The organism is Pseudarthrobacter sp. PH31-O2 (assembly GCF_030063265.1).
Classification (GTDB): Bacteria; Actinomycetota; Actinomycetes; order Actinomycetales; family Micrococcaceae; genus Arthrobacter.
Genome location: NZ_JASIST010000012.1, coordinates 18,293 through 34,140 on the forward strand (window position 1 = coordinate 18,293; position 15,848 = coordinate 34,140).

The 15,848-nt window shown below is 65.2% G+C and carries 14 protein-coding genes; 8 read left to right on the forward strand and 6 right to left on the reverse strand.

Annotated elements, in window-relative coordinates:
- Nucleotide 1: 1 nt before the first annotated feature.
- A complete protein-coding gene (locus tag QMG72_RS15895; RefSeq protein WP_226775653.1) occupies nt 2-1,600 on the forward strand; it encodes an AMP-binding protein in 1,599 nt (532 codons plus the stop codon).
- A gap of 29 nt (nt 1,601-1,629) precedes the next feature.
- Here the strand turns inward: QMG72_RS15895 and QMG72_RS15900 are convergent, their stop codons facing one another.
- The 3 genes from QMG72_RS15900 to QMG72_RS15910 all read right to left on the reverse strand — a co-directional run bounded on the left by QMG72_RS15900 (nt 1,630) and on the right by QMG72_RS15910 (nt 4,108).
- On the reverse strand, nt 1,630-2,061 hold the full coding sequence (locus QMG72_RS15900) for a universal stress protein (RefSeq protein ID WP_226775654.1): 432 nt from the start codon (nt 2,059-2,061) through the stop codon (nt 1,630-1,632).
- 53 nt (nt 2,062-2,114) lie between these two features.
- Nucleotides 2,115-3,404, reverse strand: coding sequence for an aminotransferase-like domain-containing protein (locus QMG72_RS15905; RefSeq protein ID WP_283481022.1), 1,290 nt, complete (start codon nt 3,402-3,404; stop codon nt 2,115-2,117).
- Between the two features lie 140 nt (nt 3,405-3,544).
- On the reverse strand, nt 3,545-4,108 hold the full coding sequence (locus QMG72_RS15910) for an NAD(P)H-dependent oxidoreductase (protein ID WP_226775656.1): 564 nt from the start codon (nt 4,106-4,108) through the stop codon (nt 3,545-3,547).
- Nucleotides 4,109-4,234: 126 nt separating this feature from the next.
- Between QMG72_RS15910 and QMG72_RS15915 the strand changes: the two genes are divergently transcribed.
- From QMG72_RS15915 to QMG72_RS15940, 6 genes are all read left to right on the forward strand, one after another.
- Nucleotides 4,235-4,891, forward strand: coding sequence for a TetR/AcrR family transcriptional regulator (locus QMG72_RS15915; RefSeq protein WP_226775657.1), 657 nt, complete (start codon nt 4,235-4,237; stop codon nt 4,889-4,891).
- A 303-nt stretch (nt 4,892-5,194) separates the two neighbouring features.
- The gene (locus tag QMG72_RS15920) at nt 5,195-6,181 is read left to right on the forward strand and encodes an ABC transporter permease (protein ID WP_226775658.1); all 987 of its coding nucleotides are present in this window, start codon (nt 5,195-5,197) and stop codon (nt 6,179-6,181) included.
- Nucleotides 6,182-6,183: 2 nt separating this feature from the next.
- Nucleotides 6,184-7,146, forward strand: coding sequence for an ABC transporter permease (locus QMG72_RS15925; protein ID WP_283481024.1), 963 nt, complete (start codon nt 6,184-6,186; stop codon nt 7,144-7,146).
- Nucleotides 7,143-9,404 carry a dipeptide ABC transporter ATP-binding protein gene (locus QMG72_RS15930; RefSeq protein WP_283481026.1) on the forward strand — a complete coding sequence of 754 codons (2,262 nt, stop codon included), beginning with the start codon at nt 7,143-7,145 and terminating at the stop codon, nt 9,402-9,404. The genes QMG72_RS15925 and QMG72_RS15930 overlap by 4 nt, the downstream gene beginning before the upstream one ends.
- Before the next feature lie 51 nt (nt 9,405-9,455).
- Nucleotides 9,456-11,165, forward strand: a complete 1,710-nt coding sequence (locus QMG72_RS15935; RefSeq protein ID WP_283481028.1) for an ABC transporter family substrate-binding protein — start codon at nt 9,456-9,458, stop codon at nt 11,163-11,165.
- A 138-nt stretch (nt 11,166-11,303) separates the two neighbouring features.
- The gene (locus tag QMG72_RS15940; protein WP_283481030.1) at nt 11,304-12,362 is read left to right on the forward strand and encodes a Gfo/Idh/MocA family protein; all 1,059 of its coding nucleotides are present in this window, start codon (nt 11,304-11,306) and stop codon (nt 12,360-12,362) included.
- A 56-nt stretch (nt 12,363-12,418) separates the two neighbouring features.
- Here QMG72_RS15940 and ald read toward each other — a convergent pair whose 3' ends face one another.
- Nucleotides 12,419-13,537 carry an alanine dehydrogenase gene (gene ald / locus QMG72_RS15945; RefSeq protein WP_226775663.1) on the reverse strand — a complete coding sequence of 373 codons (1,119 nt, stop codon included), beginning with the start codon at nt 13,535-13,537 and terminating at the stop codon, nt 12,419-12,421.
- Between the two features lie 256 nt (nt 13,538-13,793).
- Between ald and QMG72_RS15950 the strand changes: the two genes are divergently transcribed.
- On the forward strand, nt 13,794-15,014 hold the full coding sequence (locus QMG72_RS15950; RefSeq protein ID WP_283481032.1) for a PucR family transcriptional regulator: 1,221 nt from the start codon (nt 13,794-13,796) through the stop codon (nt 15,012-15,014).
- Between the two features lie 11 nt (nt 15,015-15,025).
- On the opposite strand, the gene QMG72_RS15955 is transcribed toward QMG72_RS15950, so the two are convergent.
- Both QMG72_RS15955 and QMG72_RS15960 read right to left on the reverse strand, forming a co-directional pair.
- Nucleotides 15,026-15,301 (reverse strand): hypothetical protein, encoded by a 276-nt coding sequence (locus tag QMG72_RS15955; protein WP_226775665.1) that lies wholly within the window; start codon nt 15,299-15,301, stop codon nt 15,026-15,028.
- 74 nt (nt 15,302-15,375) lie between these two features.
- Nucleotides 15,376-15,798 (reverse strand): helix-turn-helix domain-containing protein, encoded by a 423-nt coding sequence (locus QMG72_RS15960; RefSeq protein WP_283481034.1) that lies wholly within the window; start codon nt 15,796-15,798, stop codon nt 15,376-15,378.
- Nucleotides 15,799-15,848: the final 50 nt, after the last annotated feature.

A 15,848-nucleotide genomic window follows, 5' to 3' on the forward strand; every position in this document is an offset into this window, starting at 1 on the left:
CGTGTTTTCGAGCCCGTTCCCCGATGTGGAAATTCCCGACGTAAGCCTTTATGAGTACCTCTTCGGCGGCCTGGAGGAGGCCGACCTGGAACGGATCGCCCTTGTCGACGGCGTGAGCGGCGCGGAAATGAGTTACCGGAGCCTCGTCGCGCAGATCGACGCCGTGGCCGGAGCCGTCGCGGCCCAAGGACTGGGCGTCCACGGTGTCGCGGCCATCCTGTGCCCCAACGTCCCGGCGTTCGCCGTCGTTTTCCACGGGCTGTTGCGGGCCGGCGCGACGGTAACCACAGTCAACTCGCTCTACACGGCGGACGAAATCGCGCTCCAGTTGGCCGACGCCGGCGCGGAGTGGCTGTTCACCGTCTCCGCTTTGCTCCCGGCAGCCCGGGAAGCTGCCGCCCGCGCCGGTATCCCGGCAGAGCGCCTCGTCGTCCTCGACGGCGCCCCCGGACATCCCTCGCTGCAGGATCTGCTCAGCTCCGGCGCGCCGGCTCCGCAAGTCACCTTCGATTCCGCCACCCACGTGGCCGTTATGCCGTACTCCTCCGGCACCACCGGCCGGCCCAAGGGTGTGATGCTCAGCCACCGGAACTTGATTGCCAACGCTGCGCAGTCCCGCGGACTGCTGAAGGTCGCTCCGGAGGACCGCTTGCTGGCGCTGCTGCCGTTCTTCCACATTTACGGGCTGACCGTGCTGCTGAACTTGGCGTTGTTGCAGCGGGCATGCCTGGTGACAATGCCGAAGTTTGAACTGACCGAGTTCCTGCGCATCATTCAGGACCAGAAATGCAGTTACCTGTTCATCGCCCCGCCCGTGGCTGTGGCCTTGTCCAAACACCCGCTGGTGGCTGATTACGATCTGAGTTCCGTCCACACCACGCTTTCCGGAGCCGCGCCGCTGGATGGCGATCTCGGCGTGAAACTGGGCGAACGACTAGGCTGCCGCGTGCTGCAGGGCTACGGCATGACCGAGATGAGCCCCGTGTCCCACTTGATCCCGGTGGACGCCGCCGACGTCCCCGTCAGCTCGGTGGGCTTTACGGTCCCGAACATGGACTGCCGGCTGCTGGACCCGGCCACAGGGGAGGAGATCGAGGTGCCCAACGAGGGCGTCAGCGCCCCCGGTCACTTGTTGTGCCGCGGACCGAACGTGATGCTCGGCTACCTTAACCGGCCGGAGGAAACGGCGGACACTCTCGACCCGGACGGCTTCCTGCATACCGGGGACATTGCCACCGTCCGTGCCGACGGAGTGGTCACCATCGTGGACCGGCTCAAGGAGCTGATCAAGTACAAGGGCTATCAGATCGCGCCGGCGGAACTGGAGGCGCTGCTCCTCACCCACCCCGGCATCGCGGACGCCGCCGTGATTGGCACGTCCGACGCCGACGGCCAGGAAGTGCCGATGGCGTTTGTCGTGCGCCAGCCCGGGGACGACGGTGCGCGGCTCGACGAGGCCGCAGTCATGGAGTTCGTGGCGGCCAAAGTGGCGCCGTTCAAGAAGATCCGGCGGGTCGAGTTCATCGATGCCGTCCCGAAGTCGTCTTCCGGCAAAATCCTGCGCCGGATCCTCAAGACCTCCGGGACGGCGGCCGGGTAGCCCGGCCCGACGCCACTGGCCGGCGCTTCCTAGTCGGAAGCGTCGGTCTTGGCGATGTAGACATCGCAGGGGGCGTTGTGCGCCACGGAGTTGGCGACGCTGCCGAGCACGCGTCCCAGTCCCTTCATCCGCCGGTTGCCGACCACGATCATCTGCGCACCGGAGCGGCCAGCCTCGGCGATCAGGGCTTCGGCCGGTTTGCCGCGGGCGGCCGCGTAGGTAACGTTCAGTGCCGGCGTCCGGAGGCTGTCGGCGACCCGTCGGGCGACCTTCTCGGCTTCACCCGCATCGGAGACAATGAATTTGTCGCTGCCGCTGCCGAAGACTTCGGTCCGGTCGCTGTCGAACGCACTGACCACGTGAAGGGTGGCCCCTTGAATGGCGGCCAGGTCACGGGCAGTGTGCGCGGCTTTCAGGGCAGTCTCGCTGCCATCGACGCCGACAACAATAATTCCGGTCATGAATGCTCCTTTGAGGTCAACAAACTTCTGTGGCCATGGGCCGATGATTCAGGCTACCCCGCAACGATCGCTTCGCGCAGGACCGGCGCCAGCCGCCGGACGCCTTCGCGGATGGATTCCGGCGGGACCGCACTAAAGGCGAGTCGAATCTTGTGGGATGGCTCATCGGAATGGGTGAAGGCAGCCCCAGGAATAAAGACCACCCCGGCGTTAATCGCTTTTGCCAGCAGGGGATAGGTGTCTACGCCCTCGGGCAGGGTCACCCAAACGAAGAAGCCGCCCTCCGGCCGGGTCCAGCTCACGCCCGGCGGCATGAACTCATCCAAGGCGGCCAGCATTGCGGTGCAGCGCTCCTGGTAGAGGCCCCGGTAGGTCTCGATCTGGCCGCGCCAGTCGTAGTCCCGGAGATAGGCGGAGACGAGCATCTGGTTCAGGGTTGGCGGGCATAGTGTGACAGCCTCTGAAGCCAGGTAATAGCGGCGCTGTAGGTGCGCCGGGACGAGCGCCCAACCGATCCGGAGCCCCGGTGCAAAGATTTTCGAGAACGACCCCATGTAGATTACGTCGTCCGGGTTGGCGGCCCGCAGCGGGATGAGGGGCTTGCCGTCGAACCGGAGCAGCCCGTAAGGGTTGTCCTCAAGCACCAAAATATTCGCATTGCGGCATATATCCACGACCTGTTGCCGCCGCTCCGCGGACAGTGTTACCCCGGAGGGGTTGTTGAAGCTTGGGATGGTGTACAAAAACTTGATGCTCTTGCCCGCCGTCTGCAGAGCGGCGATCTTGGCCTCCAGCAGGTCTGGGACGATGCCATCACCGTCCATGGGTACGGTGGCGACCTCGACCTGGTAGGCCTCGAAGGTGTTGAGGGCGCCGACGTAGGTGGGATCCTCAACGAGAACAACGTCGCCGGGGTTGCAGAAGACCTTGGTCGCAACGTCCTGCGCTGACTGCGAGCCGGCGGTGATCACCACGTTTTCGGGTCTGGCGTCCAGGATTCCCTCCGCGGCCATCACTTCGCAGATCTGGCTGCGGAGTTCCTCGGTGCCTTGCCCGCCGCCGTATTGCAGTGCGGTCATACCCTGTTCCGCGATGATCTTCGCGGCGGTCTCGCCGAGCCGTGCCAGGGGCAGCGACTGCAGGTACGGGCTGCCGCCGGCCAGCGAGACGAGGCCGGGGCGCATCGAGATGTCGAAGACATCCCGGACTGCCGATTGCTTGATATTTGCTGCGCGCTCCGAGAACAGATCCTCGTGGCGGTGGGCGGACGATGCCGCACGTTCGATTGCGTCAATGGCCTCGGCCGGAAGTGCTTCGGCGGCGTCAAGTGTTTCGTGGGTCACAGTCCCAGCGTACAACCCGTGTTGTCTTGGAGGCAACGATTGTTCACAAGGTCGCCCGAAGCCGCAGTATTCCCGGCCGGACGCGGAATGTCCCCGGCAGGGCCTGCCGGGGACGTCAAGGATGAAGGGCGGGGCTGGAGCTATGCTGCAGAGACCGCGCGGGATTCGTCCAGCGCATCGAAGACGGCCTTGATCTGCTCGACAACCTCGGCGTCATCCTTCGGGTGGATCTCGGCGAAACGGACCATGGAGCCCGGCACGGCCAGCTTGACGGTGTCGAGGATCCGGGCGCCGGCGATTCCGGCGGCCTTGCGGGCCTCGTCCTGGGCCCAGACTCCGCCGAACTGGCCGAAGGCGGTTCCGACGACGGCGGTCGGCTTGCCGCTCAGGGCGCCTGCGCCGAAGGGGCGGGACAGCCAGTCGATGGCGTTTTTGAGCGAGGCGGGAACCGTGCCGTTGTGCTCCGGCGTTACCAGCAGCAGGGTGTCGGCGGCGTTGGCAGCGGCACGCAGGGCGGCCGCGGCGGCGGGAACCTGGCCTTCAACGTCGATGTCCTCGTTGTAGAAGGGTATGTTGCCCAGGCTGTCGTGGATCAGAACTTCAACATTTTCCGGGGCGTTCAGCTGGATTGCTTCAGCCAGCTGCTGGTTCGTGGATCCGGCGCGCAAGCTGCCGACCAGGGTGAGGACGGTGTTCTTGGACATGTGGACTCCTAGATGTCGCGCCGCGGACCATCCTGCGGCTGGCTGAACAGATGAGGCCGGTTCCGGCCCTTACGATTGAAAACGGACTGCGGTCCGCTTATATTCCCCGGGGCTAGGATGTGGGGTGTGAGCCTGATCCCTATCCGTCCCGGCGTGGAGTCCGAACGCCGCGATGCCGCCCGGAACCGCGGGCTGCTGTTGCGGGCCGCCCGCGAGCTCGTCGACGAGTGTGGGGCGGACGGCTTGACCATGGGCGCCCTGGCCCAGCGGGCCGGTGTGGGGAAGGGGACCGTGTTCCGGCGGTTCGGCAGCCGGGCAGGGCTCATGATGACCCTGCTCAGTGATGCGGAGGCCGCGTTCCAGCAGCGCTTTATGTTTGGCCCGCCACCGCTGGGACCCGGGGCTCCGCCGCTGGAGCGGCTGATCGCCTGTGGCGGGGAGCGCATTGCCTGGGTATTGGAATTCGGCGAGCTGGCAAGGGCTGCGGACATCTCGGCACCCAACCGGTTCGACGTCCCCGCGGCGGCGCTCTGGCATCGGCACCTGGAGGTGCTCCTGCGGGACGCGGGCGTTACGGCTGACCCTTGGCTGATGGCCACCTCATTGAGTGCCGTCCTGGAACCCGAGCGTCTCCTTCATGCCGTCCGTGTGAACGGGATTTCCCCCGCGCGACTCGCCGATTCCTGGCGGGATCTCGTTTCGCGCATCGTGCGCGGGGCCCAACCCCAACCGGAACCCCACCCCGGCGGGAAACCCAAATCAATTCCCGGGAGTTATTCATAACGATCTGATACCTGCCCCGGGGAACTGCGGGGCAGGTCGTCCGGGGGAGGAGTCCATGTGATAGTTTCCTCTGGAATGTGATCCGCAACATAGTCCACACGGACTTGCCTCACGGCCTGCGGATGGCCAGATACCCACTGGCCCGGATCCCGGATCAGCAGCGGTAATCCCCTGCCGGATAGGGACTAGGGAAGGATCTAGTTGTGACTACTTTTCATATTCCTGCACGCGGCGAGGCTGCTGCTGCCGGCCCCGCCCCGGCACGCGCCGCGCAGGCAACGGCGATCCAGAACTAGTCGTCCCATGCTCCGATACCTCGCCAAACGTGCTCTCACATACGTCTTTATGATCTTCCTGACCACCACGGCAGGATATTTCCTGGCCGTAAATACCTTGAAGCCGGCACTGCTGGAGCAGGAGCGGATCCCAAGGCCCACCCCCGAGCAGGTGGCCAACTCCTTCCGCCTCAAGGGCCTGGACCCGGCGCTCAGCGCCTGGGACCGCTACGTTGAGTGGCTCACCGCGATCGTCACCCGCTGGGACTGGGGACGCAGCCCCAACGGCGCCTTTATCAACGCAGAATTCGGCGATCGGGTCTGGATCTCGACCCGGCTCTTCCTGGCCTCCATCATCCTGACCCTGATCATCGGCGTCGCACTGGGTGTGTACACGGCAGCACGGCAATACAAAGCCTCGGACCGGGTCATTACCTCTTACAGCTACCTCGTGTACATCGTGCCCGCACCGATCGCTTACTTCCTGGTGCAGCTCGGTGCCATCAACATCAACGAGACGGTGGGCGAACGCATTTTCTTCGTCACCGGCATCTCCACGCCCGGGCTGGACGGCAGCGGCTGGGCCCAATTCATCGACATGCTGGCCCACTACGCGGTGCCCACCTTCGCTATCACCATCGTGGGTTGGGGCACTTACCAGATCGCGCAGCGCCAGTACCTCCTGGACAATGTCAACGCCGACTTTGTCCGGACTGCACGCGCCAAGGGGCTGACCCGCAACCAGGCCATCAGCCGGCATGCCCTGCGGGTTTCCTTCATCCCTGTGGCGCAGAGCATTGCCTTCACCATCCCTGCCATCTTCGCCGGCGGTTTCTTCGCCGAGAAGATCTTCGCCTGGCACGGCGTCGGCTCCTGGAGCATCGACGCGATTGCCTTGCAGGATGTCAACGCCGCGACGGCCACGCTCGCCTACGGCTCCGTGATCTTCGCGATCGGCGCGATCCTCGCGGACTTCGCCACCACGCTTGTCGACCCGAGAGTGCGGGTGCAGTAAACATGACAAACCTCAATACGACCGACCCGGCCGCCGTTGCCAGCGAGGCGAAGATCGAAAACAGCGATGTTGTCATCGCGAAGTCCTCGATCATCCTTCGCCGCTTCCTGCGGAACAAAACAGCCGTCGTTGGCCTGGCCGTCTTCTTGGCCCTGACGCTGTTCTCCTTCATTGGCGGCTTCTTCACCAGCTGGGACAAGGAGACTATCGATGCGTTCAACATTGGAATGCCGCCGTCGTCCGAACACCTGCTTGGTACCTCCCAGGCCGGGATCGACCTCTACGCCCTGACCGTGGAGGGCACCCGGATCTCCATCCTGATCGGCCTCGTCGTTGGCCTCGTCTCCGTGCTGATCGCCGCCGTGTACGGCTGCACCATGGCCTATTTCGGCGGGAAGGTGGACAAGGTGATGCTGTTCATCCTCGAAGCCCTGATCATGATGCCGGCGCTGCTGGTCGTCGCCGTGGCCACGAGCGGTGGCGGCATCGGACTGCAGCAGTCCTTGCCGAGTTGGCTGCTGCTGATTATCGTCCTGCTGGTCTTCAGCTGGATGGGAACCGCCCGCCTCATCCGCTCGCTCTCGATGTCCCTGATGTCACGCGACTTCGTCAAGGCCGCCCAGTACATGGGGATCCCGCCTCGGCGGATCGTTTGGCGGCACCTGGTCCCGAACATCGGCTCGCTGCTGGTCCTGGACATCACCCGCGGCATCACCGGGGCGATCCTGGCCGAGGTTGCCTTCTCCTTCATCGGTATCGGCATCAAGGTCCCGGATGTCAGCCTGGGTGTGCTGATCGGGCAGGCCACCTCCCAGGTCTCCACCTTCCCGTGGATGTTTTGGGTCCCGCTGACCGTGATGTTCCTGCTGACCGGTTCGCTTGCCATGATGAACGACGGCTTGCGCGACGCATTCGATCCCAGCTCCAGCTCCGTTGGCAATGCCAAGAAGAAGAAGACCACATGAGCCACGAAATGACCGCCAGCCCCGAATCGGCCGACCTCTCCGCCGTCGAGCGTCTGCATGTTGCCGGGCTGCACGGGCCCGCGGACGCGGTGCTCTCCGTCCGGGACCTGAAGGTGCGCTTCAACACGGAGAACGGGGTGGTGCACGCCGTCCGTGGCATCGACTTTGACCTCAGGGCCGGCAAGACGCTGGGCATCGTGGGCGAGTCCGGCTCCGGAAAGTCCGTCACCTCCATGGCAATCATGGGCCTGCTGCCCCCGACGGCCGAGATCACCGGTTCGGTCCGGCTCCAGGGCACCGAACTGCTGGGTCTCAGTGACAAGGCCATGTGCCAGTACCGCGGCAACGAAATCGCCATGGTCTTCCAGGACCCGTTGTCCTCCCTGACGCCGGTCTACTCGGTGGGCAACCAGATCGTCGAAGCGCTGACCGTCCACAACCCCACCATGAGCCGGCAGGCCAAGGAAGCGCGCGCCGTCGAACTGCTGGGCATGGTGGGTATTCCCAGCCCGAAGGACCGGCTCAAGGCCTTCCCGCATGAGTTCTCCGGCGGTATGCGCCAGCGTGTGATGATCGCCATCGCCATCGCGAACAACCCCCGCGTGCTGATCGCCGATGAACCGACGACGGCGCTCGACGTCACCATCCAGGCGCAGGTCCTTGAAGTCCTCCACACCGCGCAGGAGGAAACCGGCGCCGCCGTTGTGATGATCACACACGACCTCGGCGTGGTCGCCGGCATGGCGGACGACATCATGGTGATGTATGCCGGCAAACCCGTGGAAACCGGCAGCGTTGACGAGATCTACTACAACCCGCGAATGCCCTACACAATGGGCTTGCTGGGCGCAGTGCCACGCGTCGACACGGCCGCGAAGTCCTCGCTGGTGCCGATCGAGGGCATCCCGCCGAACCTCATCCACACCCCCACGGGTTGTTCTTTCGCGCCGCGCTGCCCACTAGCCAGCGATGCCTGCCTGCAGGGCGAGCCGGAGCTGTGGCCGGTCGCCGGGGACAACCAGACCGGCGGCCTGCCGCACCTGGCCGCCTGTATCAAGACCGACTCTTTGGGCCTCGAAGTGGACGTCCATGAGATCTTCCGGGCTCCGGCGGTGCCGGTCTCCCGCTTCGACGCGATCCCGCGCGAACAGCGCCGGACCGTGCTGGAGCTCAGGGACGTCAAGAAGCACTTCCCGCTGATGAAGGGGGCCTTGCTCAAGCGCCGGATCGGCACTGTCAAGGCTGTCGACGGGTTGAGCTTCGACATCCGCGAGGGGGAGTGCTTCTCGATCGTCGGCGAGTCCGGCTGCGGAAAGACCACGACGTTGCTGGAAATCATGGAATTCCACAAGGACCAGGACGGCGAGGTGGTCATCGGCGGCCTCAGCAACAAGGAAGCCTCCAACGCCAAAACCAAAAGCGCCATGCGCAAGGAACTGCAGATGGTGTTCCAGGACCCAACCGGCGCCCTCGACCCCCGCTTCACCGTCTTTGAGGTATTGTCCGAACCGCTTGAAAATGCCGGCATGGCCAAGCCCCGGATCCGGGAGCGGATCATGGAGCTGATGGAACTCGTGGGCCTCCAGCCCGATCACGTCAACCGCTTCCCCAACCAGTTCTCCGGCGGCCAGCGGCAGCGGATCGGCATCGCGCGGGCCCTTGCCGTGAATCCCAAACTGGTAGTCCTGGACGAGCCGGTATCCGCTCTGGACGTGTCAGTCCAGGCCGGTGTTATCAACCTCCTGGACCAGCTCCGCGCCGAACTCGGACTGAGCTACCTGATGGTGGCCCACGACCTGTCCGTGGTGCGGCACATCTCCAACCGTGTGGCCGTGATGTATCTGGGCAAGATCGTGGAAATCGGGGACGTGGACAGCGTGTTCGACAACCCGCGGCACCCGTACACCCGGGCCCTGCTCTCCGCGATTCCGGTCCCGGACCCCGGCGTGGAACGCACCCGGGAACGTATCATCCTGCGGGGGGACCTGCCCTCGCCGCTCGAAGCTCCGGCAGGGTGCAACTTCGCCACCCGCTGCCCGGTGTTTGCGGCACTGCCACCGGCCAAGCAGGAGAAATGCCTGACGCTGGAACCGGCGCTGGCCACCGTTGTGCCGGCGGCGGACGCCGGACGGCACGGGATGCCGGCGGCAACAGCAACACCGGCCGCCGCTGCGGCCCCCACAGACCAGCAATTCGCCTGCTTCTATCCGGACGGCGACCTGGACGCGGACATGCTTGTTGTCCACGAAACCACCTGAGTTACCAGTCTCACTCAGCAGAACTCGCACCAAATGAATGAAGGGGAACACATGAAGAATCTGACCAAGATCGGCGGCATTACCGCCGTCGCCGCAGCGCTTGCGCTGACCGCTTGCGGCGGGGGCGGTGCCGCCAAGGGCCCGGACGCAGCCAAAGGCCAGGAATCGGGAAGTGACTTGGCCAAACTGGTCAGCATCAATGCCAAGGATGCCAAGGACCTGCAGCCGGGTGGCACGGTCACGCTGCCGCTGGGCAACATCGGCCCGGACTTCAACGGCTTCTCCAACAACGGCAACAGCGCGGACAACACCGCCCTGCACCGCCCGATCGACGAGGCCGGCACGTGGGGTTGCTGGAACTTTGACTTCGACGGCACCGCCACGCCGAACAAGAACTTCTGCGAAGACGTCAAGAGTGAGGTCAAGGACGGCAACCAGACCATCACCATCAAGGTCAACGAAAAGGCCAGCTACAACGACGGCACCCCCATCGACGTAAAGACCTTCGAGAACACCTGGAACATGCTCAAGGGCGAAAACAAGGACATCGACGTCGTCAGCTCCGGCGCCTACGAGTTCGTGGACTCCGTCAAGGCCGGTTCCAGCCCCAAGGAAGTTGTTGTTACCACCACCCAGCCGGTGTACCCGCTGGATGCGCTCTTCACCGGTTTTGTCCACCCGGCTGTGAACACCCCGGCACTCTTCAACGAGGGCTTCACCGGGGAGATGCACCCGGAATGGATGGCCGGGCCGTTCAAGCTGGACCAGTACGACAGCGCCGCCAAGACGGTCACGCTCGCCCAGAACGACAAGTGGTGGGGCACCAAGCCGGTCCTGGACAAAGTCGTCTTCCGCCAGCTTGAGACCAGCGCCCAGATTGCCGCCTTCAAGAACGGCGAAATCGACGGTGTCTCCGCAAATACCGTCACCCCGTACAAGCAGCTCGACGGTACCAAGGACTCCGAGGTCCGCCGCGGCCAGCGCCTCTTCGCCGGCGGCTTGAACCTGAACGCGCAGAAGGCGCCGATGACCGACGTCGCGATCCGCAAGGCGATCTTCACCGCCGTTGACCGCGAAGCCCTCCGTAAGGTCCGCTTTAATGGCCTGAACTGGGAAGAGGAAAGCTCAGGATCAATGATGCTGCTGCCGTTCTCCAAGTACTACCAGGACAACTACCCCGTCAAGGAAACCGGCCCTGACGCCGCCAAGAAGGTCCTGACCGACGCCGGCTACACTGCCAACGCAGCGGGTGTGATGGAAAAGGACGGCGTCCCCGCCGCCTTCAAGATCAGCAACTTCGGTGATGACCCCACCACCTTGGCCTTCGCACAGACCCTGCAGAAGCAGCTTAAGGACGGCGGCATGGATGTCGGCATCGACCAGCGCGCTTCGGCCGACTTCGGCAAGGTCCTGGGCAGCCGCGACTTCTATATGAGCGTCTCCGGCTACACCGTCGGCGCGGATACGACCGACGCCGTCAAGCAGTTCTACGATTCCAAAACGAACGAAAACGAACTCGGCGACGCTGAACTGGACGCCGAGATCAAGAAGCTCTCCTCCATTGAAGACAACGCCGAGCGCAACAAGGCGGCCATGGAGGTTGAGAAGAAGCACATGGAGAAATACTTCTCCATGGGTGTTGTGATGAACGGGCCGCAGATCTCCTTCGTGCGCACCGGCCTGGCCAACTACGGTCCGTCCCTGTTCAAGAGCCTGTCCCAGGTTCCGGACTGGACCACCCTGGGCTGGGAAAAGAAGTAACCCCACCTCCCCTGCAGACGCTCCCTCACCTTTAGCAGCTTTTTGGGCGACGCTCCCTCACCTTTAGAGGGAGCGTCGCCTGAATTTCTGCGAAATCTGAGGGAGCGTCGGGTGAGTGGGCAAAGGTAACGTGGAGCCATGTCCACCGACTCGACAGGTCCTATCCGCACCGCCGTTGCCGGCTTCGGCCTCTCCGGCAGTATCTTCCACGCACCGCTGCTCGCGGCAGACCCGGCCTTCTCCGTCGCTGTGATCGCCACCTCCGACGCCGGCAGGCAGTCCGCTGCCGCCACCCGGTACCCCGGCGCCCGGATTGTCGACACCCCGGCGGACATCCTCGGGCTGGCCGGCGAACTGGATCTGCTGGTCCTGGGCACCCCGCCGGCCACCCATTATCCGCTCGCGAGGGCCGCACTGGAGGCCGGGCTCGACGTCGTCGTGGACAAACCGTTTACGGTGCGCAGCGCCGACGGGCGGGAGCTTATCCGGCTGGCCGCGCGACTGGGACGGGTGCTCACCGTTTTTCAAAACCGGCGCTGGGACGGCGACTACCTGACCGTCCGCGGCCTGCTGGACAGTGCTGCCCTCGGAGCCGTGACGCGGTTCGAATCCCGCTTCGAACGCTGGTCCCCGCTTGTGTCGAAAGCCTGGAAAGCGGCCGCGACGGCGGACGAGGGCGGAGGGGTGCTGTTCGACTTGGGCACGCACCTGCTGGACCAGGCCGTGCAGTTGTTCGGTCCCGCCGAGGTCACCCACGCCGAACTGGCGGCGCGGCGGCCAGCGGAGAAGACCGACGATGATGTGTTCCTCGCCCTGCAGCACGAATCCGGGGTGACGAGCCACCTGTGGATGAATATGCTCTGCGCCCAGCAGGGGCCACGTTTCCGGATCCTGGGCAGTGGCGGCGGCTTCACCAAACACGGAGTGGACCCGCAGGAGCCGTTTATTGTGGCCGGCGGCAGCCCGCTGGACCCGGACTACGGCGTTGAGGACCGGGACTGGGCCGGGCTGTTCGGGCGGGACGGCCACGTGGATCGGCTGCCCACCAAGCGTGGCGCCTACCCGGAGTTTTACCGGATCCTGGCGGCGAAGATCAACGACGGCGGGGCCGCCTCCGTGCTGCCCCTCCCCGTGGATCCGGCGGGGCCGGTTGAGGTGCTGCGGCTGATCGAGCAGGCCCGGGCGCTGGCGGATTAAACGGACAACGGCAGCCATCCACGGGAAGGATGGCTGCCGTTGTCCGGAAGCTGGTGCTACGCGGAGACCAGCTGGTGCCAGTCGGTGACGAGGGGCAGGTTGTGCGCCTCGGAGACCGAGCGGTGCGCCACCTTGCCTCCTGCGATGTTCAGGCCGGCGGCAAGGGCGCCGTCCCGCTCAAACGCGGCCTTGACGCCCAGGTTGGCAAGCGAGACGGCGTAGCGCAGGGTGACGTTGGTCAGCGCGTACGTGGACGTGTTCGGGACGGCGCCGGGCATGTTGGCGACGCAGTAGAAGATGGTGTTGTGCACCTTGTACGTCGGCTCCTGGTGCGTGGTGGGGTGAGTGTCCTCGAAGCAGCCGCCCTGGTCCACCGCGATGTCGACCAGCACGGAACCGGGCTTCATCCGGGAGACGAGCTCGTTCGTGACCAGCTTGGGGGCCTTGGCGCCCGGGATCAGCACCGAGCCGATCACGAGGTCGGCGTCGACGACGGACTTCTCAATCTCGTAGGCGTTGGAGGCCACGGTCTTCAGGCGGCCCTGGTACTGGGCGTCCAGTTCACGCAAACGGTTGATGTTGATATCCAGGATGGTGACGTCGGCGCCGAGGCCCAGGGCCATCGCGGCGGCATTGGTGCCGGCAACACCGGCGCCCAGGACAACAACCTTGGCCGGGCGGACGCCCGGAACGCCGCCGAGCAGCACACCCTTGCCGCCGGCCGGTGCCATCAGCGAAGTGGCGCCCACCTGGACGGACAGGCGGCCGGCAACCTCGGACATCGGGGCGAGCAGCGGCAGCGTGCGGCCCTCCTGGACGGTCTCATAGGCGATGGCGGTGACGCCGGTGTTGATGAGTTCCTGGGTCAGCTCCGGCTCGGCCGCGAGGTGCAGGTAGGTGAAGAGGATCAGGTCCTTGCGGAAACGGTGATATTCAGCCTTGACCGGTTCCTTGACCTTCATGACCATGTCCGCGCGGGCCCAGACGTCATCGGCGTCGGCGACGATCTCGGCACCGGCGATCGCGTATTCCTCGTCCGTGATGCCCGAGCCCAGGCCTGCGCCGCGTTCCACCAGGACCGAATGGCCGTGGGTGCGGAACTCGTGGACGCCGGCAGCAGTAATGGCGACGCGGAATTCGTTGTTTTTGATTTCTTTCGGGACACCGATGATCATGTGTGGGCTCCAGTGCTGGGGGCCTTATGGGCCCGGGTGAATGCGGGGAAGTAGTACTTCCAGAATAAATCCCGCTGTGAGGCAAACGACAGGAGAAGTCGGGCAGCAGTGGCGGCTGCCCCCGGGAATCCGGGTCTTTTCAATTTGGCGGCTGGACATTTGTCGAACGGCAAAGCGTCAGGTGTCGCCTGCTGTCCGTTGGCACTGGTGGTCCCCGGGTTCTCCGGAGGCGAGGTGCCGGCAGTAGTCTGGCAGGATGCAGCAGCAGGATGTCGAACAGCTCGTGGAGCATGTGGCACTGAAACTGGGCCGCGGCCTCTCACTCGAGGATCTGGACGGCCTGCTGCTTGCCTACAGCTCCAACCAGTCCCACGCTGACCGGGTCCGGGTGAACTTCCTGCTCAGCAAACGCGTCCCGCTGGACGTCAGCGCCTGGCAGCTCTCGCACGGGATCGCGACGGCGGTGCGCCCTGTGGTGGTCGCGGCCAACGAAGAGCTCGGCATGCTGGGCCGCGTCTGCGTGCCCCTCCTGGTGCGGGGCTTCCGGGTTGGCTACCTCTGGGTCCAGCTGGACTCGGCGGAGCCGAACGCGGTGTCGGTTCTTGGCCAGCTGCCGGATGTGGCCCGTGAGCTGGAGGAGCTTTCGGCGCTGCTGTTGGACTCCAATACCGCCGAATCCGAGTTCCGCCGCCGCCGCGAACAGGAGTTCCTGGCCGCCTGCCGGGGCGAGTCCAACGCCGTCGCGGCAGTGGCGGGCTGGAAGGAAGTACAGGGCCGCGGCCCCTGGCAACTCGTGACGGTGCTTGACGCTGACGGCTGGGCGGAAGGCTCGGATCCGATCGCCGCCACGCTGATTCACCGCTCCGCCGCCCTGCAGGCCACTATCGGTGTGGATTCGGCCCTGTTCAGCGCCGGCACCGAGACCCACGCCGTTGTGTTGTTCAGGGCATCAACCGGCCGGGCAGACCACGCCCAGGTTCTGGTCCACTACCAGTTGGAGCTGGCCAAACGAGCGGGCCGGCCGGTGCGCAGGATTATCCTGGGGACTTCCGAGAGCTTCGCGCGGCCGCGCGAACTCGCTGACGCATACCGCCAGTCCCGGCAGGCCGCGCAGGCGGCATCGGTGGATCCCCAACTGGGTGAGCTCGTGGACTGCCGAGCCACCGGCATTTACCAGCTGCTGGCCTCTGCCGGCGGAGGAGCGGGGGCGTGGGCGGACGCGGGCTCGGTCTACTTCCGGCTCCTGGAAGACCATGACCGGAACCATGAGCTGCTGCCGGTGCTGGAACTCTTTTATGACAATGACGGTTCAGTCCAGGGCGTCGCGGACAAGCTCCACCTGCACCGGAGCAGCATCTATAACCGGCTCGGCCGGATTCGGCAGCTGCTCGGTGTCGACCCGCTCAAGGGGATGGTGCGGCTGGAACTTCACTCGGCACTCAAGGCCCGGCGCTGGGCCGGCCGCCCCAGGATCTAGCCGGCGGAGTCCTAGCTGCCGCGGCCCTCGCGTTCGGGCCGCTCGGCCTCGGCCGGATGCTCCGATTCGGGGCCGGGACCACCGTCGGCGGCAGCAGCTGATGCCCGCGCGGCCCTGCCCCTGCGGCGGGAGATCCGACTGTCCATCCACATGGAAACGGCGACAAACGCCACGCAGCTGGCCATAAAGTCGGCCGTGTAGTTCAGTCCCATGGCGTTTCCGAGGATGCCGGTAAGCACCATGGCGGCAATGCCAGCCACGATGTGCCACCCTCTGAACTTAGCCACAATCCAAGCGTAACCCCGGTGTTATCCGCGTTTCCGCGCGGAGGCGGGATCGTTGTTTGATCCTTATCACCGCGTCACGAACCTTCCGAGGCGTCGTCACGTCCGTGGTGCGCAACGCCGTCGGCGGTACTGTTCTTCTTCTGCTTATCCAACCAGGCCATAATGTCGGCGAGCCGGATCCGCCGGTGCGTGCCCCGGTACTCCACCGGGATTTCGCCGCGGTCCGTCAAGTTCCGCAGGTAGGTGTGCGAGATTCCGGCCAGCTCGGCTGCCCGGGACGTGGTCAGCATTTCCGCCACGCTGCCCACCGTGACGGCTTCGCCCCGGCTGAAGCGCGCCAGTAAGTCCACAACGGCGTCCCGCGCCTGGTCCGGCAGCCGGTGCACGGTGCCGTCAACAAAGACCGTAATGTCGTCGCTGCCGTTGAGGGCGTACCGGAGTTTCTGCGCGTCCTCAGCGAGAAGGGGGGCGGCCACCCGGGGGGCAATCAGTGTCATGGACTGCATCCTAGCGCCCCGGGCCGGCCCTGCATTGCCTTAGCCCTGCT

What these genes read in the sequence shown, in the direction of transcription:
- QMG72_RS15930 (WP_283481026.1), top strand. Translation starts at nt 7,143, where the DNA reads ATGAGCCACGAAATGACCGCCAGCCCCGAATCGGCCGACCTCTCCGCC.
- ald (WP_226775663.1), bottom strand. Translation starts at nt 13,537, where the DNA reads ATGATCATCGGTGTCCCGAAAGAAATCAAAAACAACGAATTCCGCGTC.
- QMG72_RS15925 (WP_283481024.1), top strand. Translation starts at nt 6,184, where the DNA reads ATGACAAACCTCAATACGACCGACCCGGCCGCCGTTGCCAGCGAGGCG.
- QMG72_RS15950 (WP_283481032.1), top strand. Translation starts at nt 13,794, where the DNA reads ATGCAGCAGCAGGATGTCGAACAGCTCGTGGAGCATGTGGCACTGAAA.
- QMG72_RS15935 (WP_283481028.1), top strand. Translation starts at nt 9,456, where the DNA reads ATGAAGAATCTGACCAAGATCGGCGGCATTACCGCCGTCGCCGCAGCG.
- QMG72_RS15910 (WP_226775656.1), bottom strand. Translation starts at nt 4,108, where the DNA reads ATGTCCAAGAACACCGTCCTCACCCTGGTCGGCAGCTTGCGCGCCGGA.
- QMG72_RS15960 (WP_283481034.1), bottom strand. Translation starts at nt 15,798, where the DNA reads ATGACACTGATTGCCCCCCGGGTGGCCGCCCCCCTTCTCGCTGAGGAC.
- QMG72_RS15900 (WP_226775654.1), bottom strand. Translation starts at nt 2,061, where the DNA reads ATGACCGGAATTATTGTTGTCGGCGTCGATGGCAGCGAGACTGCCCTG.
- QMG72_RS15940 (WP_283481030.1), top strand. Translation starts at nt 11,304, where the DNA reads ATGTCCACCGACTCGACAGGTCCTATCCGCACCGCCGTTGCCGGCTTC.
- QMG72_RS15920 (WP_226775658.1), top strand. Translation starts at nt 5,195, where the DNA reads ATGCTCCGATACCTCGCCAAACGTGCTCTCACATACGTCTTTATGATC.